The sequence below is a fragment of the Candidatus Nanopelagicales bacterium genome, assembly GCA_037045355.1.
Classification (GTDB): Bacteria; Actinomycetota; Actinomycetes; order S36-B12.
In genome coordinates this window covers 45,960-64,855 of record JBAOHO010000010.1, presented here as the reverse complement: position 1 = coordinate 64,855, position 18,896 = coordinate 45,960, and the positions used below count along the sequence as shown (strand labels likewise).

Annotated in this window: 16 protein-coding genes and 1 pseudogene; 15 read left to right on the top strand and 2 right to left on the bottom strand. The window is 66.8% G+C overall.

The annotated features are described in order from the left end of the window. Positions 1-20 precede the first annotated feature (20 nt). Together V9E98_04080 and V9E98_04075 are read left to right on the top strand one after the other, a co-directional pair. Positions 21-1,235 (top strand): CPBP family glutamic-type intramembrane protease, encoded by a 1,215-nt coding sequence (locus V9E98_04080; GenBank protein MEI2716165.1) that lies wholly within the window; start codon positions 21-23, stop codon positions 1,233-1,235. A 253-nt stretch (positions 1,236-1,488) separates the two neighbouring features. Then, the gene (locus V9E98_04075) at positions 1,489-2,496 is read left to right on the top strand and encodes a hypothetical protein (protein MEI2716164.1); all 1,008 of its coding nucleotides are present in this window, start codon (positions 1,489-1,491) and stop codon (positions 2,494-2,496) included. Positions 2,497-2,518: 22 nt separating this feature from the next. Here the strand turns inward: V9E98_04075 and rpsT are convergent, their stop codons facing one another. Next, positions 2,519-2,782: a 30S ribosomal protein S20 gene (rpsT, locus tag V9E98_04070; GenBank protein ID MEI2716163.1), complete on the bottom strand. Its 264-nt coding sequence runs from the start codon at positions 2,780-2,782 to the stop codon at positions 2,519-2,521. Positions 2,783-2,906: 124 nt separating this feature from the next. Here rpsT and lepA point away from each other — a divergent pair. The 13 genes and pseudogenes from lepA (at position 2,907) to era (ending at position 16,427) form a co-directional block, all read left to right on the top strand. Next, positions 2,907-4,755, top strand: a pseudogene (gene lepA / locus V9E98_04065) (translation elongation factor 4). An 82-nt stretch (positions 4,756-4,837) separates the two neighbouring features. Beyond that, positions 4,838-6,706 (top strand): long-chain fatty acid--CoA ligase, encoded by a 1,869-nt coding sequence (locus V9E98_04060; GenBank protein ID MEI2716162.1) that lies wholly within the window; start codon positions 4,838-4,840, stop codon positions 6,704-6,706. Between the two features lie 60 nt (positions 6,707-6,766). Continuing rightward, positions 6,767-7,957 carry a radical SAM family heme chaperone HemW gene (hemW, locus tag V9E98_04055; protein MEI2716161.1) on the top strand — a complete coding sequence of 397 codons (1,191 nt, stop codon included), beginning with the start codon at positions 6,767-6,769 and terminating at the stop codon, positions 7,955-7,957. A gap of 84 nt (positions 7,958-8,041) precedes the next feature. After that, positions 8,042-8,692 carry a vitamin K epoxide reductase family protein gene (locus tag V9E98_04050; GenBank protein MEI2716160.1) on the top strand — a complete coding sequence of 217 codons (651 nt, stop codon included), beginning with the start codon at positions 8,042-8,044 and terminating at the stop codon, positions 8,690-8,692. Between the two features lie 154 nt (positions 8,693-8,846). After that, the gene (gene hrcA / locus V9E98_04045; protein ID MEI2716159.1) at positions 8,847-9,866 is read left to right on the top strand and encodes a heat-inducible transcriptional repressor HrcA; all 1,020 of its coding nucleotides are present in this window, start codon (positions 8,847-8,849) and stop codon (positions 9,864-9,866) included. Positions 9,867-9,945: 79 nt separating this feature from the next. Then, positions 9,946-11,067 (top strand): molecular chaperone DnaJ, encoded by a 1,122-nt coding sequence (dnaJ, locus tag V9E98_04040; GenBank protein MEI2716158.1) that lies wholly within the window; start codon positions 9,946-9,948, stop codon positions 11,065-11,067. 12 nt (positions 11,068-11,079) lie between these two features. Beyond that, entirely contained in the window at positions 11,080-11,826 is a 747-nt protein-coding gene (locus tag V9E98_04035) for a 16S rRNA (uracil(1498)-N(3))-methyltransferase (protein MEI2716157.1), read from the top strand. A 78-nt stretch (positions 11,827-11,904) separates the two neighbouring features. Beyond that, on the top strand, positions 11,905-12,246 hold the full coding sequence (locus tag V9E98_04030; protein ID MEI2716156.1) for a histidine triad nucleotide-binding protein: 342 nt from the start codon (positions 11,905-11,907) through the stop codon (positions 12,244-12,246). A gap of 115 nt (positions 12,247-12,361) precedes the next feature. After that, the gene (locus tag V9E98_04025) at positions 12,362-13,369 is read left to right on the top strand and encodes a PhoH family protein (GenBank protein ID MEI2716155.1); all 1,008 of its coding nucleotides are present in this window, start codon (positions 12,362-12,364) and stop codon (positions 13,367-13,369) included. Further along, positions 13,362-13,832, top strand: coding sequence for an rRNA maturation RNase YbeY (gene ybeY / locus V9E98_04020; GenBank protein MEI2716154.1), 471 nt, complete (start codon positions 13,362-13,364; stop codon positions 13,830-13,832). The genes V9E98_04025 and ybeY overlap by 8 nt, the downstream gene beginning before the upstream one ends. Beyond that, positions 13,829-15,115 (top strand): hemolysin family protein, encoded by a 1,287-nt coding sequence (locus tag V9E98_04015; GenBank protein MEI2716153.1) that lies wholly within the window; start codon positions 13,829-13,831, stop codon positions 15,113-15,115. Before ybeY ends, V9E98_04015 begins: the two co-directional genes overlap by 4 nt. Further along, positions 15,112-15,486, top strand: a complete 375-nt coding sequence (locus V9E98_04010) for a cytidine deaminase (GenBank protein ID MEI2716152.1) — start codon at positions 15,112-15,114, stop codon at positions 15,484-15,486. Before V9E98_04015 ends, V9E98_04010 begins: the two co-directional genes overlap by 4 nt. Beyond that, positions 15,483-16,427, top strand: coding sequence for a GTPase Era (era, locus tag V9E98_04005; GenBank protein MEI2716151.1), 945 nt, complete (start codon positions 15,483-15,485; stop codon positions 16,425-16,427). Before V9E98_04010 ends, era begins: the two co-directional genes overlap by 4 nt. On the opposite strand, the gene V9E98_04000 is transcribed toward era, so the two are convergent. After that, the gene (locus V9E98_04000; protein MEI2716150.1) at positions 16,369-18,885 is read right to left on the bottom strand and encodes an EAL domain-containing protein; all 2,517 of its coding nucleotides are present in this window, start codon (positions 18,883-18,885) and stop codon (positions 16,369-16,371) included. The two genes, era and V9E98_04000, sit on opposite strands and share 59 nt — an antisense overlap. Positions 18,886-18,896 lie beyond the last annotated feature (11 nt).

The following is an 18,896-nucleotide window of genomic DNA, read 5'->3' as shown; positions in this document are numbered from 1 at the left end:
TGGCGCAGTAGCGTTCCTCCATGACCGCGACAACCACCCAGCGGCCCTCCTACCTGGACTGGTCCAACTCGGGACGGTCGTCAGGTTGGCGCTATCTGTCGGGTGCGCTGCTCATCCTGATCATCTGGTTCATCGGACAAGCTCTGCTGGTCATCGTCGGCGCGCTGGCACTCGGGGCGGAGATCACCCCGGCCGGCGAGATCCGGGGAATCCCGCAGTGGTGGGTGCTCCTGATCTCCGTGGGCAGCTTCATCCCCTTCTTCATCGCGACCCCGTTGATCGTCCGGTTCATCTTGGACCGCCCCGCCCTGACCGTCGTCACTCCCTTCCGGCGGATCTCACCGCGACTGATGCTGTGGGGCGGCGCCCTGTGGCTGGTGGCGGTCATCCTGCCCTCCATCCCGGTTCTGATCACCCGCAGCGCCGACCTCACCTGGAACTACCAGCCCGGGGTGTTCTGGCCCGCTCTCGGCGTCGCCATCGTCCTCCTGATCTTCCAGACCACCGCCGAGGAGCTGTTCTTCCGCGGGTACCTGCTGCAGTGGTTCGGCAAGAAGTTCACCGGTGCCTGGTTCCTCGGCGTCGCCAGCGGAGTGTTGTTCGCGCTCCCCCACCTGGCCAACCCCGAGGTCGCGGAGGCGGACGGCTGGGGATGGCTCCTGGCGTTCGCCGCCTACTTCCCGATCGGCTTCGCGCTCGCGGTCGTCAGTGTTCGTTCCGGCACTCTGGAATTGGCCATCGGCGCTCACTTCGCGAACAACTTCCTCAACGTCGTGGTCGTGTCCGTGTCCAACTCGGCACTGGGCACCACTGCGTTGTGGATCGACACGGCTCCCAGCATGCTCGAAAGTGCGATCGGCGCTGCGGTGTCCGCCGCGCTGTTCATCGGCCTGTGCTGGAAGCTGCGCGGCTCCGGTGAGCCCCGCCCGCTCCAGCCCCGTTGGGTGCGTCCCGCACCCGTGATCGCGCCCCCCGGCTGGTTCCGCGACCCCCTGGGCGCTGCCGCACTGCGGTACTGGGACGGAGCCTCGTGGACTCACTACACCCATCCTCCGCAGGCCGCCCAGCCGGCGCAGGCCGCTGAGCCCGTGCAGGCCGGCGGGGGAGCGCAGGCGTCGCAGTACACGCAGGATTCCCAGTCCGGGCCGGTGGCCTGGGAGGCATCACCCACCGACCCCACACCCCCAGGACTCCCCGGACCAACGGAACCCCCCAACGCGACCGACCCGGGTTGACCTGTCCACTCCGGTCGTCGCCCTCTGTGTCCCTTGGAGTCCCCGCCGTTCGCGTGGTGCCCTCCGGGAGTTGCGTGGCGCCCTCCGAGAGTCTTGTCTGCCGCCCGAAGTCGTGCGCGTCTACTCCCAGGAGCTGTGGACCCGCGGGACGGTGGACCGGCGGGACGGTGGACCGGCGGGACGAAAGGGACGGCAGTGATCAGGAACAGCAGCGACGCGAGGGTGTGTCGGGGCGCCATGACAGGATCACCCCATGGCACCGAGTCCCCGCCGAGCCGAACCGGCGATCGTCGTCACCGGGCCCGAGCCGCTACTGGTCCGGCGCACGGCTGACGATGCCACCGAGCGGCTCCAGGCAGCCGAACCCGAGCGAGGTCTGCGAGTCCTGGACTGCGCGCGCAAGTCCGATTCGGGGATCGACCTCGCCCAGGTGATCGCGCAAGCCGCGGCTCCCAGTCTCTTCGGTGACGCTCCGATCCTGCGGGTCGACAACATCGAACTGTCTGACGACGGCGTGCAGTCGGTACTCAAGGACCTCATCGCCGACTCCGGGGGAGGGGCGGTGGTCATCACTCACAACGGCGCCGCCCGGGGTCGAGGGGTGGTCAACGCGGCCACCAAGTCCGGTGCGGAGGTCATCAAGTGTGCCCGGCCCAACGAACGCGAGATCCGGCGCATGGCCCGAGCGGAGGCGGCCTCGGGTGGCGGCACACTCACGGACCAGGCCGAGCAGTGGCTCGTCGATGCACTCGGCACCGATTCCCTCGAACTGCTGCTCGCTGCGGTCCGCCAGGCGGTGACCGACACACCACAGGGCCGAGTCGACGAGGACACGGTGCAGGCGATGTTCCCGCAGCAGGCCAAGGTCAGTTCGTTCGCTGTCGTCGACCAGATCTGGGCCGGGCGTACCACCGATGCGCTGCGGTTGCTACGCGGAATGGAGCAGCGGGAGCGGGGGGTAGGGGTGTCAGTGGTCGCGGCTCTGGCTCACGGATTGCGCATGATGGCACTTGTCGGCTTGCGCGGGTCCAACCCGCCGCCGGACATGTCCGTGGCCCCATGGCAGAAGGACCGCGCCCGGGACAACGCCCGTCGCTGGGGAGCCACTGCCGCCAAGATCGCCGCCGTATCCGCGCGCCTGCCGCAACTCGACGCCGACATGAAAGGGGGAGTGGACGGCGGCACCGCACTTGACGACGAGCAGAAGATGGCCATCATCGAGATGGTCGTGGCTCGGCTGGCAGCGGCGTCAGAGCGCTGACGACCGGCTGATCAGGCGCTGATCAACCCAGCGCGGCGGCCTGCCGAAAGATCGCGGACTTGCGGTTCGCGGCCTGGTTCTTGTGGATGACGCCCTTGCTGGCCGCCTTGTCCAACTGCCGCCCCACGGTCTGGGCGAGTTCGTGTGCTTTCGCCGCATCACCGGCGGACACCGCCTCGTTGAAGTGGCGCACTGAGGTCTTGAGGGCGGACTTGACCGCCTTGTTGCGCTCATGGGCCTTGTCGTTGGTCCGGTTGCGCTTGATCTGCGACTTGATGTTCGCCATGGGTCCAGAAGCCTTCGTCGGTGGGGCACTCGTGCTGATGGTCGGGCGCGAGGAACGCGCACCAACAGGAGTTTAGGATAACGGTGCAGGACCCACTCGCGCCAAATCCCCCGATCGGACAGCCGTGACAGACACCTCAGACGGCGCGGCCGCCACCCGGCCCGGCGCCACCGATCAGGGGCTGATCCGCAACTTCTGCATCATCGCGCACATCGATCACGGCAAGTCGACGCTCGCCGATCGCATGCTCCAACTGACGGGTTTGGTCCCCGATCGCGAGATGCGCGCTCAATACCTCGATCGGATGGACATCGAGCGCGAGCGAGGCATCACGATCAAGAGTCAGGCCGTTCGACTGCCCTATCAGGCCGTCGACGGGCGCACCTACGTGCTCAACCTGATCGACACGCCCGGCCACGTCGATTTCACGTACGAGGTATCCCGCAGCCTGGCCGCCTGCGAGGGGGCAGTTCTGCTCGTCGACGCCGCGCAGGGGATCGAGGCGCAGACCCTCGCCAATCTGTATCTGGCGTTGGAAGACGACCTGCACATCATCCCGGTGCTCAACAAGATCGACCTGCCCGCCGCCCAACCCGACAAGTACGCGGCGGAACTGGCACACATCATCGGCTGCTCCGCCGACGATGTCCTGCGGGTGTCGGCCAAGACAGGGGAGGGAGTCGGCGACCTGCTCGAGCAGGTCGTGCACGACGTCCCGCCACCCGGCGGAGACGCCGACGCTCCCGCACGCGCATTGATCTTCGACTCCGTCTACGACACCTACCGCGGAGTGGTCACCTACGTGCGGATGGTCGACGGTCATCTGGGGCATCGGCAACGAATCCGCATGATGTCGACAGGCGCGACGCACGAGGCGCTCGAGGTCGGTGTCATCTCCCCTGAGCCGGTGGCGTCACTCGGCTCTGGCGGCCGGCGAGGTCGGCTACCTCATCACGGGAGTCAAAGACGTCCGACAGAGCCGGGTGGGCGACACCGTCACGACATCCGACGGCGGCGCGGACGTCGCCCTCGGCGGCTACCAGGATCCCAAACCGATGGTCTACTCCGGGCTGTTCCCGATCGACGGCTCGGACTACCCGGTTCTGCGCGACGCGCTCGACAAGCTCAAACTCAACGACGCTGCCCTCGCCTACACGCCCGAGACCTCGACGGCGCTCGGGTTCGGGTTCCGGTGCGGATTCCTGGGTTTACTGCACCTGGAGATCGTCCGCGAACGGCTCGAGCGCGAATTCGACCTCGATCTCATCTCGACCGCACCAAGCGTCGTCTACGGCGTGGATATGGAGGACGGTGACCATCACGTGGTCACCAATCCCAGCGAGTTTCCCGACGGCAAGGTCGCAGCTGTCACCGAGCCCGTCGTGCGCGCCACGGTCATCGCACCGTCGGACTACGTCGGCACGATCATGGAACTGTGCCAGGCGCGGCGCGGCACGTTGCTGGGCATGGACTATCTGTCGTCGGACCGGGTCGAGTTGCGCTACACGCTGCCGCTGGCCGAGATCGTGTTCGACTTCTTCGACGCCTTGAAGTCGCGAACCCGGGGCTATGCGTCGCTGGACTACGAACCGGCCGGCGAGCAGCAAGCCGACCTGGTCAAGGTGGACATCCTGCTGCACGGCGATCCCGTCGATGCGTTCAGTTCGATCGTCCACCGCGACCGCTCCTACGCCTACGGCGTGGCGATGGCGGCACGGCTGAAGGACTTGATCCCGAGGCAGCAGTTCGAAGTCCCCATCCAGGCGGCGATCGGCTCGCGCATCATCGCTCGCGAGAACATTCGCGCGATCCGCAAGGACGTGCTCGCGAAGTGCTACGGAGGCGACATCAGCCGCAAGCGCAAACTGCTCGAGAAGCAGAAGGCGGGCAAGAAGAGGATGAAGATGGTGGGCTCTGTCGAGGTTCCACAGGAAGCGTTCATCGCGGCCCTGTCCACGGATTCCGAACGCTGATCGAGCGATAGGGGCGCATCGCAGGCCCAGGGCGTATAGGGTTCCCAGGATGCAATCGACCGCCCCAAGGAGGCGTTGACGGATGACTGAGGTCCCCTCGGCTGGAATGACAACCGGGTCACTGAACGAGCCCTACCCCAAGCAGGCGCCCTCCTTCGGGCAACTGATCCTGGATCGGGTCGCGAAAGGCCCGACCAAGGAAGCCTTCCGGGCCCCCACGAAGGACGGGGGCTGGCGTTCGTACACGTGGGCGCAGTCCCTGGACGAAGCCAGTGAGGCCGCGGCCGGTCTGGTCGCGCTCGGGCTCAACATCGAAGAGCGTGTCTCGATCGCCAGCAACACGCGGCTGGAGTGGATCTTCGCCGACATGGCCATCATGCTGGCCGGCGGTGCGACGACCACCGTGTACCCGAGCACGCAGCCTGAGGACGTCAACTACATCCTGGAGGACTCGCACTCCCGGATCCTCATCGCCGAGGACCAGAGCCAGATCGACAAGGTCGATCGCGCCGCCAACCCCGACCTGAAGCACTTCGTGCTCATCGACGGCGAAGGCGACGGCGACACGGTTCTCAGCTGGGCGCAGTTGCGCGAGAAGGGCAAGGCCCTGCTCGCCGAGAACGCCAACCTGATCCAGGAGCGGGTCGATCAGACCGGCCCCGACGGTTTGGCCACCTTGATCTACACGTCCGGGACGACCGGCAAGCCCAAGGGCGTCGAACTCACCCACGGCAACTGGACCTACGAGGGGGCCGGACTGTCGGCGCTCGGCGTGATCCAGGAGGACTGGGTGCAGTTCCTTTGGCTGCCCATGGCGCACTCGTTCGGCAAGGTGCTCATGGCGGCCCAGATGCAGATCGGGTTCGTCACCGCCGTCGACGGCCGGGTCCCCGAGATCATCAACAACCTTCCCGTGGTCAAGCCGACCTTCATGGCGGCCGTTCCGCGCATCTTCGAGAAGGTCCACGCCGGCGTCAATCGGCAGGTCAACGAAGAGGGCGGTGCCAAGGCGTCGATCTTCGCGTGGGCGTTCAAGGTCGGCGCCAAGGCGCGCGAGAAGCGACTCGCCGGCGAGAAGGTCGGTGGCCTACTCGGAGTGCAGTTGGGTCTGGCCGACAAACTGGTGTTCTCCAAGGTGCGCGAACGCATGGGCGGCAATCTCCAGTACTTCGTGTCCGGCTCGGCCGCGTTGTCCAAGGACATCAACGCCTGGTTCGACATCGCGGGACTGACCATCCTCGAGGGTTACGGCCTGACGGAAACCTCCGCCGGCACCACGCTGAACCGCCCTGGCAACGTCGCGATCGGCACTGTCGGCCAGCCGCTGCCGGGCACCGAGATCAAGATCGCCGACGACGGCGAGATCATGATCCGCGGCGGGGGCGTCATGCGCGAGTACCGCAACCGGCCCGAGGCCAACACCGAGGTCTTCGGAGATCAGGCGCCCGGTCCCAACCGCTGGTTCGCCACCGGTGACATCGGCGTGATCGACGAAGGCGGCCGGGTCAAGATCACCGACCGCAAGAAGGACCTCGTCAAGACCTCCGGCGGCAAGTACATCGCCCCCGGCGCGATCGAGGCCCAGTTCAAGGCGCACTGCCCCCTGGCCGGCCAGGTGGTCATCATCGCCAACGAGCGCAACTTCGCCAGCGCCCTGGTTGCTCTCGATCCGGATGCCGCGAAGCAGTGGGCCGAGGCCAACGGCAAGGCCGGGGCGGACATCCCCACCCTGGCGAAGGACCCGCAGGTCATCGCCATCATCCAAAAGGGCGTCGACGACTTGAACGGCGAACTGAACAAGTGGGAGACGATCAAGCAGTTCCGGGTCATCCCGCAGGAGCTGACCGTCGACGACGGGTTCTTGACCCCGAGCCTCAAGGTGAAGCGCAAGGTCGTGGAGCAGAGCTTCTCCGGACTGGTCGACGACATCTACGGCGGCACCAGCAAGTAACCGTCTGAACGACCGCAGCGCCGGTCGGGTATCGGTCCCCGTGCACGGCACAATCGGACCGTGACCCGACCGGCGCTGCGTTTCTACGTCCACGTCCCGTACTGCAGCGCGCGGTGCGGCTACTGCGACTTCAACACCTATGTCCCCGGAGAGTCCGGGCGGGGAGCTCCCGGGCTCTGGCGCGGTGCCGCCGAGGCCGAAACCCGGCTCGCCCGCACGCAACTGGCCGACGATCCGCGACCGGTGTCGTCGATCTTCTTCGGTGGGGGGACTCCGACCCTCCTTCCCGCCGACGACCTCGGTGCCGTCATCTCGATGATCAGGTCCGAGTTCGGGCTGACCCCCGCCGCGGAGATCACGGTCGAGGCGAACCCCGAGAACATCTCCGAGAAGCTGCTCGGTGAGCTCCTGAGCGTCGGGGTCAATCGTTTGTCGATCGGTATGCAAAGTGCCGATCCGGTGGTGCTGAGTCACCTGGATCGGCGCCACGGCGGCGACGCGGCCGTGAGGGCCGCCGATCTGGCGATCACCGCGGGCTTCGGGCGGTTGAGTCTCGACTTGATCTACGCGACCCCCGGCGAGACTGATGACTCCTGGCGCGGCACCGTACAGGCGGCCATCGACTCGGGAGTCGGACATGTGTCGGCTTACGCACTGAAGGTCGAACCCGGGACCGCTTTGGCCCGGCAGGTGTCCACCGGAGTCATGCCCCCGGTGGATGACGACGCCGCCGCATCCCGGTATGAGATCGCCGACGACATGCTGTCCCACGCCGGGCTGCAATGGTACGAGATCTCCAACTGGGCCCGAGCCGGCCAGGAGTGTCACCACAACCTGGGCTACTGGCGCGGCGACGACTGGTGGGGAGTGGGCCCCGGCGCCCACAGCCACGTGGCCGGCACCAGGTGGTGGAACCGGCGCCATCCCCAGGCGTGGATCGACAGCCTGCGCGACGGTTCCGGTCCGCGAGCGGGCCAGGAGGTCCTGACAGGCCCTCAGCGGACCACTGAAGCCGTGATGCTCGCCATCCGCCTGGCGGAGGGTTTCGATCCGGAGGCGCTGGCTGGTCCGGCCACCCCCACCGCGGACCTGATCGATCGAGGTCTGCTCGAAAGATGTGGCGAGCGGCGGTGTCGGTTGACCCGGCGTGGCCGGCTGCTGGCAGATGCACTCACCCTGGAGCTGTTGGCTGCGGCCGAGTCGTCCTGCGAGGCGAGCGACGACGACGTGCCCCGCACCAAGGTCGGGTAGGCTCCCCTCAGCGCCATGTGGAGCACGAAACGGCCATGTGGCGCGATACCGCGCAACCCGCGACCCGGTCGATTCGAGGACGGTATGACCGACACCGACACCTTTATCGCACCCGACGCCGAACCCGACGCCGAACCCGACGCCGACAGCGCGGCCCCCTCGAAGTCCCGGGTGCGCCACCGTGGTGCCTACATCGAGATGCTGATCTCCAGTGTCCTCGGGCTGATCGCTTCGTTCGTGTTGTCGGTCGACGCCCTGGCGATAGCCGCCGACCCGGACGCGGAGTTCTCGTGTGACATCTCGGCCACCATCTCGTGTGGGGCGGTCGGGCGCACCTGGCAAGCCGAGTTGCTCGGGTTCCCGAACGCTTTCCTCGGACTGATCACCGAGCCGGTCGTCATCACCGTCGCCTTGGCGGCCCTGGGCGGGGTGCGGTTCCCGCGCTGGTTCATGATCACGGCACAGGTGTTCTATTCGATCGGCCTGATCTTCGCGTACTGGTTGTTCTACCAGGCCTACTTCAACATCCACGCGTTGTGCCCCTGGTGCTTGCTCATCACGGCCACCACAACGTTCGTCTTCACGTCGATCACCCGGGTGAACATCCTCGACGGCCACCTGGGCGAGGGTGTGCGCCGAAAACTGACGCCTGCCCTGCGATACAACGCGGACACCGTGGGCGCGGTGCTGGTCCTCGCGATCATCGCGGCGATGGTGACCTACACGTACCTGTGACGGGATTCGGGGACCCCTGAGCCGGCCGGTCTCTCTGCGCTCCCTGCCAGGTTCACGCCCGGGCACTAGGCTCTCGGGTGAGGTCTTGGGCTCCTGGGCGCGCGGTTCTCGGAGTGAAGACCAGGGGGCAAGCGACTGAACGCGGGAGGCAAACGTGAGCGATGACCGTCGCCTCGCTGTCCTGCGCGCGATCGTGGAGGACTTCGTCGCCACCAATGAGCCGGTCGGCTCCAAATCCTTGGCCGACCGCCACGATCTCGGCGTCTCCCCGGCCACCATCCGCAACGACATGGCCGTCCTCGAAGACGAGGGCCTGATCGTACAGCCGCACACCAGCGCCGGCCGGATCCCCACCGACATGGGCTATCGGTTGTTCGTGGATCGGCTCGCCGAGGTCAGGCCGATGTCCGCCGCGGAACGCCGTGCCATCCAGACGTTCCTCGAATCGGCGGTCGACCTCGACAATGTCGTCGAGAGGGCGGTCCGCCTGCTGGCCCAACTGACGAATCAACTGGCGCTCGTCCAGTACCCGTCTCTGCAGCGGTCCCGGGTGCGCCACATCGATCTGGTGGCACTGGGCCAACACCGGCTGCTGCTGGTTCTCATCGCCGATTCCGGCCGGGTGGAGCAGCGCATCCTGACGAGCTCCGACGACATCGACCCGAAAGTCGCGGACGACCTGCGCACCCGGCTGAACGCCGAACTGCACAACAAGACATTCGCGGAGATCTCCGCTGCCGTCGGCGGCCTACCGGACCGGGTCCCCCCCGAACAGCGTGACCTCGTCGCGGCCGTCGTGAATCTGCTCGTCGAGGCCGGTGTCGAGCAGGTCGAGGAGCGGGTCGTGATCGCCGGAACGTCCCACCTGGCGAGGTACGGCCGCGATTTCCCGCAGACACTGCATCCCGTGCTGGAAGCCCTGGAGGAGCAGATGATCCTCCTGCGGCTCTTGGGTGAGGCCACCGCCACAGACACCATCAGCGTGCGAATCGGACACGAGAACGACCTCGCGGCGATGGATTCCGTGTCTGTCGTCACCTCCGGCTATGGTCCCGCGGACACCGCCGTGGCCCATCTGGGGGTGCTCGGACCGACTCGGATGGACTATCCCGGCTCGATCACGTCGGTACGCGCAGTGGCCCGCTACCTGGGTCGCATCCTGGCCGAGCAGTGACCAGTGCCAGCGGTTGGTGCTCCGTTCACCGCTGGCGAAGCCGGATGGCCGAACGCCGCGGGTGAAGTAGATTTGGTCAGTGCCGCCGCGAAACGACTACTACGACATCCTCGGGGTGTCCCGAGAAGCCGACCCCGGCGAGATCAAGCGGGCCTACCGACGTCTCGCCCGCGAATTGCACCCCGATCTCAACCCTGACCCCGTCACCCAGGAACGGTTCAAGGACGTCACCGTCGCCTACGAGGTCCTGAGCGACCCCGACAAACGTCGGCTGTATGACAGTGGGGTCGATCCCATGGCCGCCAACGCAGCCGGCGGGCCGTTCGACTTCGGCGATCTGATGGACGCGTTCTTCGGGCCGTCGGCTCCCCGCGGCCCGCGCCCCCGCCGGCAGCGTGGCCAAGATGCCCTGATCCGGATCTCCGTCGAACTCGACGAGGTCATGTTCGGCTCCGAGCGAGAAGTCACCATCGACACCGCCATCGCGTGCACAGCCTGCGCGGGAGCGGGCACGGCCCCCGATACCGAGGTCGTCGGCTGCACCATGTGCAAGGGCCGCGGTGAGATCCAATCCGTCCAGCGCTCGTTCCTCGGTCAGGTGATGACCACCCGCGTGTGCCCCCAATGCCGTGGGTTCGGCACGGTCATCCCGCACCCGTGCCCAGAGTGCTCGGGCGACGGTCGGATCCGGACCCGGCGTACGGTCGGATTCCGGGTCCCGCCCGGAGTCGAGACCGGGACCCGCATTCAGCTCAGTGGCGAGGGCGAGGTCGGCGCCGGAGCCGGCCCGGCCGGTGACCTTTACGTCGAGATCGTCGAGAAACCGCACCCGCTGTTCCAGCGCAACGGCGACGATCTGCACTGCACCCTGTCGGTACCCATGACCGCTGCGGCGCTGGGCACCGAGATCTCCCTGACGACCCTCGACGGGGAGGAACTGATCAAGGTGGCCCCCGGCACCCAATCCGGCACCGAGAACATCATCCGCGACCAGGGTGTGCCCCGCCTGCGTGGCACCGGGCGCGGCTCCCTGACCGTGCACCTGCAGGTCCAGACCCCCACGGGCGTCGACTCCGCGCAGCGGGCTCTGCTGGAGCAACTGGCCGATCTGCGCGGCGAGGACAACCCGCAGGGAACACCCATCGCCCAGACCGGTGGATTCTTCAGCCGCATCAAGGATGCCTTCGCCGGCAAGCAGTGACGGCCGCCGACAATGACGCCGCCGGTCTTCCTGGTCGACCCTCACAGCGTCGCCGATGCCGAAGTCGGCGACGTCATCCCCGTCCTCGGCACCGAAGGCCATCACGGCGCCGCTGCCCTACGACTCCAGCGGGGAGAACAAGTCGACCTCGTCGACGGGGCGGGGCTTCGCGTCACGGGAGCCGTTGACTCCGTGGGCCCCGGATCGTTCGATGTGGCGATCGATTCGGTCACCACCGACGCCGCGCCGCGCCCGCTCATCACCGTCGTGCAGGCGCTGGCCAAGGGAGATCGGGGCGAGTCCGCGGTGGAGATGCTGACAGAGTGCGGAGCCGACCGCATCGCCCCCTGGGCGGCCGCGCGGAGCGTCGCCGTGTGGCGGGGGGACAAGGCCGATCGGGGGACCCGCCGCTGGCGTGCGGTCGCCCGGGCGGCGACCAAGCAGTCGCGCCGCAGTCGGATCCCCGAGGTCACGGGAATGGTGACGACCTCCGCTGTGTGCGCGCTGCTGCAATCCGCCAGCCTGGGCCTGGTGCTGCACGAGGAAGCGGCGGCCCGGTTGTCCCGCTTGACACTTCCCGACGACGGGGACGTCGTTGTAGTGGTCGGCCCCGAAGGTGGGATCACGGATTCCGAACTCACGGCGTTCGTCGAGTGCGGAGCGCTTCCGGTGCGGTTGGGGGAGTCCGTCCTGCGGACCTCGACCGCCGGTGTTGCCGCGACCGCGCTGCTCATGGCCGCCTCCGGTCGATGGGGGTGAGAGGCATCTCACCGCGTCCGAGCGAGAAGGCGCCCATTGCAGAGCACACAACTGCGAAGTGAGAGGTAAGTTTCCCCCATGACCGACTGCCTGTTCTGCAGCATCGCCGCCGGCGAGATTCCGGCCGACATCGTGCACAGCGATGAGACGTTCATCGCGTTCCGGGACATCAACCCCCAGGCCCCCATCCACGTCCTGGTGATCCCACGTCAGCATGTGCCCACTGCAGGTGAACTGGCGGCTGCGGAGCCCGACATCGCCGGGCGCCTTTTGGCCACGGCGGCGGCGCTCGCCACCGAATTCGGACTTGCCGCCGGCTACCGGATCGTGCTCAACACAGGCGACGACGGTGGCCAGACTGTTCCCCATGTGCACGCCCACCTGCTCGGGGGACGTCGGATGGGCTGGCCGCCCGGATGACCTGCGAGTGGACGAAGTCCGATCGACCGACGACGATGGAGCGGGTGGTCCGTGAGAGACCGTTCCGCCCGGGGAAAGAAGCGGCCGGGAAAGAAGCGGCCGTGAGAGAGGTGTCATGACGTCGACGAGCGTCGAGGCCCGTATCGCTGTGCCCGCGTCCCAACCGATGCTCGCCTTGTTGGGCGTCTCCGACGCGCACCTGCGGGTGATCGAGAACTCGTTCCCCGACCTCGACGTCCATGTCCGGGGCAACGAGATCACCGTCGCCGGTCCGGAACACGAAGTCCGCCTGGCTGAGCAACTCTTCGCGGAGCTGCTCGCGATGCTGCGGACCGGCCAGGCGCTCACGTCCGACACCGTCGAGCGTTCGATCGGCATGCTGCGCGCGGGGGATGTCATGCCGTCGAGTGTGCTGACGGCGAACATCCTGTCCAGCCGCGGACGCACGATCCGCCCCAAAACCCTGAACCAGAAGCACTATGTCGACGCCATCGACAAGAACACCGTCACGTTCGGGATCGGGCCGGCGGGCACCGGCAAGACCTACTTGGCCGTCGCCAAAGCGGTTCAGGCGCTGCAGGGCAAAGAGGTCAGCCGGATCGTGCTGACCCGACCGGCAGTGGAGGCCGGGGAGCGGCTGGGGTTCCTCCCAGGAACGCTGAGCGAGAAGATCGACCCCTACCTGCGACCCCTCTACGACGCTCTGCACGACATGATCGACCCCGACTCGATACCGCGACTGATCACCACCGGAACGATCGAGATCGCCCCCTTGGCGTACATGCGGGGACGCACCCTCAACGACGCTTTCATCATCCTGGACGAGGCCCAGAACACCACCCCGGAACAGATGAAGATGTTCCTCACCCGGCTGGGGTTCGGCTCGACCATGGTGGTCACCGGTGATGTCACTCAGGTAGACCTTCCCAGCGGACAGTCGTCCGGTCTGCGCATTGTGGAGGGAATCCTCTCAGGGCTCAACGATGTCGCGTTTTGTCGGCTCGATGCCCGCGATGTCGTTCGCCACGAACTCGTCGGCAGGATCGTCGCTGCTTACGGCCAATGGGACAGTGAGCAGGCATCTACCCGGCATCGATCGGATCGTCGGGGCCAGCGTGCCTGAGCATCCGGCGCTGGATGTCCGTGACGACACGGCCGAGGGTTTCGACACGTCCGACATCTCCGGGCTTGCCGGCTACCTGCTGGACACCTTGGGCATGGCACCGGACGCCGAACTGTCCATCACTGTCGTCGACGAACCAGCGATGGCGCAGTTGCATGTGGAGTGGATGGACGAACCCGGGGCGACGGATGTGCTCAGTTTCCCGATGGATGAGTTGCGGGAGCCCGCTCCGGGGGCACCGCGCGCCCGCGGAGTCCTCGGAGATGTCGTGGTGTGCCCGGCGGTCGCCCGCCGGCAAGCTGTTGTCGCCGGACACGACGAGACCCATGAGATCCGAGTGCTGGTCACGCACGGGGTGCTGCACCTGCTGGGCCACGACCACGCGGACCCCGATGAAGAGCTGCTGATGTTCGCTCGCCAGGAGCAACTCGTCGCCGCCTACGCTCGGGGGAGCGCTCCGTGACGTCGGGAACGTTCGCGCTGCTGGGCATCGTGGTCGTCCTGGTGCTGATCTCGTGGTTCTTCGTCGCGGCCGAGACCGCGTTCGGGCTACTTTCCCGAGTTCGACTCCAAGAGCTCAGTGACGAGGGCGACAAACGTGCCGGTCGTCTGCTCACGTTGGTCGCCGACCCACCGCGGTACATCAACGTCCTGCTGCTGTTGCATACGTTCATCACCCTGGCCGCTCTTGCCGTCTTGTACCTCGCGCTCGGCGACTTCTTCCCCGGCGACACATCTGTCGATCTGCTCATCGCCACGGCCGTCATGACCGTGGTGTCCTACGTGGTACTCGGCGTCTCCGCTCGGACGGTCGGACGACAGCATCCGGAACGGGTGGCTGCCGCAGCCGCGGGGATCGCGCGGGTGCTGGCGGTGCTGCTGACCCCGGTGTCCTGGGCATTGATCCACATCGGTAACGCGATCACGCCGGGCAAGGGTTACGCCCGCGGGCCATTCACATCCCAGGCGGAGTTGCGGGCGCTGCTGGACCGGGCCGGCGAGGACTCCCTGATCGAAGACGACGAGCGGCAGATGATCCACTCCGTCTTCGAGTTGGGTGGCACCATCGCCCGAGAGGTGATGGTGCCGCGCACCGAGGTCGTGTTCATCGAACGGGACAAGAGCCTGCGACAGGCGATGTCCCTGGCGCTGCGTTCCGGTTTCTCCCGAATCCCGGTGGTGGGTGAGGACGCCGACGACGTTGTGGGAGTCGTCTTCTTGAAGGACCTGGTGAAGCGCAACTTCGAACACCGTGACTCCGAGAAGGTGGAGCAAGTGGGATCGATCATGCGATCCGCGCACTTCGTCCCGGACAGCAAGCCCGCCGACGAACTCCTGCGCGAGATGCAGGCCAGCCGCGTCCACATGGCGATCGTCGTCGATGAGTTCGGCGGGACCGCAGGGCTGGTCACCATCGAGGACATCCTGGAGGAGATCGTCGGCGAGATCGACGACGAGTACGACACCGGTGCCCCCGAGGTAGTTCGGCTGGGTGACGGGGTGCTGCGCGTCAGTTCGCGTCTGTCGGTCGAGCACCTGTGCGAGCTCACCGGGATGGACCTGGACCCCGACCGGCTCGGTGTCGAGACAGTCGCCGGACTGCTGGCGCGCCGGTTGGGACACGTCCCGATCCCCGGTGCCGAGATCACCGAACAAGGGTGGCGCCTGGAGGCGGAGTCGGCGGAGGGGCGCCGCAATCGGATCGGTTCGGTGCTCGTGGAACCACAGTCCGGGAGTCACGTATGACCGCCACCCCGCAGCCGGAGGACGACAAGCCCGAGGCGGAGGGTGAGAAGCCCGATCCGGACGACGAGAAACTGGTGACGCTGGCGCGGGCCGCGCGTGCTCGGATCATGGCCGAGCACGGGGCCGCGGTCCGCGACGACACGGGCCGGACGTATTCGGGTGCGGACGTGACAATCGGGGGTCGCGCGATCACCGCGCTGCAATTGGCCCTGGCCCAAGCGCGCGCGGCCGGAGCCAAGGGGATCGAGGCTGCTGCGGTGGTCGGAGGCGGACCCTGTGACATCAGCGATGTGGCCGCGGAAGGCGGTCCCGGGATCCCTGTGTGGATCGCAGACCGCAAGGGCACCGTGACTGATCGGCTCGTGACATGAGTGTCGAGTTGGGCAGTGAGAAGTCCGGCGGCGACGAGTTCCGCAGTGGATTCGTGTGCATCATCGGGCGGCCGAATGTGGGCAAGTCCACGCTGCTCAACGCGCTGGTCGGATCGAAGGTCGCCATCACCTCCGACCGCCCCCAGACCACCCGACATGCGATCCGCGGAGTGCGTCACACCCCCAAGGGTCAGATCGTCGTGATCGACACTCCCGGTCTGCACAAGCCGCGGACCCTGCTCGGTCGGCGCCTGAACGATCTGGTTCGGGCCACGTGGAGCCAAGTGGATGTGCTGGTGCAGTGTTTCCCTGCGGACCAGAGCGTGGGCCCGGGGGATCGGCTGATAGCCCGAGAGTCGGCGGCCGCCCACCGGGGTCCGCGGGTCGCGGTGGTCACCAAGAGCGATCTCGTTGCGCCGACAGTGCTCCCCGAACGGTTGATTCAGGTGCAAGAACTCGCGGATTCCCTGAACCGCCCGTTCGACGACATCGTCCCGATCAGCGCCGTCACCGGGGACCAGGTCGAGGTGCTGGTCGAGGTTCTCCTGGGTCATCTGGGGCCGGGGCCCGAACTGTATCCCGAGGGGCAGATCACCGAGGAACCGGAACGGACTCTGATCGCCGAGATCATCAGGGAGACCGCCCTGGCCGGGATGACCGACGAACTTCCCCACTCGATAGCGGTGGTCGTCGAGGACATGGCCCCACGACCCGACCGGCAGGACCCACTGATCGACATCACCGCGTTCCTCTACGTCGAGCGGGACAGTCAGAAGGCGATCGTGATCGGGGCCAAGGGAGCCGGAATCCGCCGCATCGGGCAGCAGTCCCGCGAACGCATCGAGGGGCTATTGGGAACGCGAGTGTTCCTGGATCTGCGAGTCAAGGTAGCCAAGGACTGGCAGCGGGATCCCAAGCAGATGAACCGGCTGGGTTTCTGACGTCGTCGTCGGCAACCTGCTGAGACGGAATCCGGCCGGGCGGTGCCGCGAACAGGTCCGCCAACGGTTCGGGTTCGTGGAACAGGAAGCCTTGGCCGTAGTCGATGCCGAGTTCACGGACGTGGTGCAGGATCGTCAGATCCGTGACCTGCTCGGCGACTGTCTCCGTGCCCACCAGGCCCGCGAGTTCCACGAAACTGCGCACCGACAGGGCGTCGATCGGGTCCCGCCCCAGCCCTTGGATGAACTGGCCGTCGATCTTCAGCAGGTCGAACGACATCGACTTCAGGTAGGAGAACGACGACAGTCCCGATCCGAAATCGTCGAGCGCGATCCGGACACCGAGCTCGCGCACAGCGTCGAAGAACGGACGTGCCGTCAGGATGACTCCGGATGAGGCGCTCTCCGAGATTTCCAGGCACAAGCGGGTGACGATCGAGGGGTCGGCGTCGGCCAGCAGCTCGATGACCTCGTCGTGGAACTTCGAGTCCGAGATGGCACGCGCCGACAGGTTCACCGTGAGCGTCGACACCCGAGTGAGGTCGGGGTGTCCGGCGAGCATGTCGAGAACGGAGTTCAGCACCCACCGGTCGATGCGCGTGGACAGGTCGAACATCACCGCAGACGGCAGGAACATCCCTGGGTTCAGGATCTTGCCGGAGGCGCCGGGCAGGCGGAGCAGGACCTCGGCGTGCAGTCGGGGATCAGGGTGGCTCAGGGGTTGGATGCGCTGCCCGAACAGTTGGAACCGAGAGGTGTCGAGCGCTTCGCCGAGTCTTGTGGCCCACTGGGTGTGATCCGACCGGTCGAGGATCAGTTCGTTGCTGTGATCCCATTCGAAGACCCGGTTGCGGCCGGCGTCTTTGGCGCAGTAGCAGGCGCTGTCCCCGGCCCGGATCAGTTCGACGGAGTTGCGCCAGGTGGGGTCGATCGGTACCAGCCCGATGCTGGCTCCACCGCGATAACTACGGCCCTCATGGATGAATCGGTAGGTCTCCATCGACTGGCGCAATCGTTCTGCGATCCGCAGGGCATCGGCCCCGGCGCAGTCGTGCAGAATGATGCCGAACTCGTCGCCGCCCAGGCGTCCCAAGGTGTCCTCATCGCGCAGGTTCATCTGCAGCAGAGCCACCACCTCGAGCAGCATCCGGTCGCCGGCCGCGTGCCCGCACGCGTCGTTGACGATGCGGAACTGGTCGAGATCGAGGTAGAGCAAAGTGTGCGGAGTGTCGTCGCGCTGGACGTGATCCAGTGCGCGCCCCAAAGCAGTGTGGAACTCGCTGCGGTTGACGAGCCCGGTCAGTTCGTCGTGGGTGGCCTGGCGTTCCAGGTCGGCCGCCAGCGTGCGGACTTCCGTGACGTCCCAACTGACCCCCACGAAGCGGCGGGGGGTTCCGTCCGGATCGGTCACCACTTCGGCCGCCGAACGCAGGTGATGCACGGTCCCGTCCGGCCACCAGACCCGGAACTCGGTGTCGAAGTGGCTCGGATCGGACATGGAACTTCGGATCAGATCCTGAAGGCGGTCGTGATCCTCGCGCAGTACCCGGCGCTGCCACTGCTCTGGTGCGACGGGGCCGTCTTGAGACGAGTGCAGACCGTACAGTCGGTACATCTGCTCGTCCCACAGCAGCGTGTCGCGCGCCAAGTCGTATTCCCAGACCCCGATCCCGCCACTGTCGTTGGCGATCTGCATCCGCTGTTGGGCGGCGGTGAGATCGGTCACCACATCCTGGAGGCGCTCCTCTTGTCGTTTGGTGTCGGTCATGTCCAGGTGCGTCCCGAACATCCACTCGGGTTTGCCGTCCGACGTCCACGTCCACACGCGGCCCCGGTCCAGAACCCATACCCAGTGGCCGTCGCGATGGCGCATCCGAGACGTGCACTCGTAGAACTCGGTGTCGCCACGCAGATGCTCCGCGACGAGGTTCTCGGCGACGACCAGATCGTCGGGGTGGGTGAGCCGATCGTTGTCCTCGATCACGCGCGGTGTGAACTCGACCGGGCTCCAGCCCAGCATCTCGATCCACCGGTCGTCGGCGCGGAACTCGCCGGTCTGGACGTTCCACTCCCAGGTGCCTGCGGCGGTCGCCTCCAACACGTGCTGCAGGCGCCGTTGGGGATCGCCGGCACCGATCGTGACATCTTCGGCGACCGCCAGGCTCACACCGTCGCCCAGAGGGTGGGCCCGCACACGGACATCGCGCAGGGTGGAGTGGGATCCGAGTCGGACCACGAGGTCGATGTCGTTGCCCGCAGCGAACGAACTGCGCCATTGCCGTTCGACGCCCGGACGGCGCTCGACGGAGACGGCCTGCAGCCAATCACCGCGCCACAGGTCCCACCACGCGGCATTGGCGTGGACGCACGCACCCTCGGCGTCGAGCAATGACGCAGGCAGCGGCATCGCGTCGCACATCCGGTTGTGTTCCGGATGTGACTCCGGGTCACGGGTCACGGAACCAACTT

Excerpts from the sequence above, each read along its gene's own strand:
- V9E98_04080 (MEI2716165.1), top strand. The coding sequence starts at position 21 with ATGACCGCGACAACCACCCAGCGGCCCTCCTACCTGGACTGGTCCAAC.
- V9E98_04075 (MEI2716164.1), top strand. The coding sequence starts at position 1,489 with ATGGCACCGAGTCCCCGCCGAGCCGAACCGGCGATCGTCGTCACCGGG.
- rpsT (MEI2716163.1), bottom strand. The coding sequence starts at position 2,782 with ATGGCGAACATCAAGTCGCAGATCAAGCGCAACCGGACCAACGACAAG.
- V9E98_04060 (MEI2716162.1), top strand. The coding sequence starts at position 4,838 with ATGACTGAGGTCCCCTCGGCTGGAATGACAACCGGGTCACTGAACGAG.
- V9E98_04050 (MEI2716160.1), top strand. The coding sequence starts at position 8,042 with ATGACCGACACCGACACCTTTATCGCACCCGACGCCGAACCCGACGCC.
- V9E98_04035 (MEI2716157.1), top strand. The coding sequence starts at position 11,080 with ATGACGCCGCCGGTCTTCCTGGTCGACCCTCACAGCGTCGCCGATGCC.
- V9E98_04030 (MEI2716156.1), top strand. The coding sequence starts at position 11,905 with ATGACCGACTGCCTGTTCTGCAGCATCGCCGCCGGCGAGATTCCGGCC.
- V9E98_04025 (MEI2716155.1), top strand. The coding sequence starts at position 12,362 with ATGACGTCGACGAGCGTCGAGGCCCGTATCGCTGTGCCCGCGTCCCAA.
- V9E98_04010 (MEI2716152.1), top strand. The coding sequence starts at position 15,112 with ATGACCGCCACCCCGCAGCCGGAGGACGACAAGCCCGAGGCGGAGGGT.
- era (MEI2716151.1), top strand. The coding sequence starts at position 15,483 with ATGAGTGTCGAGTTGGGCAGTGAGAAGTCCGGCGGCGACGAGTTCCGC.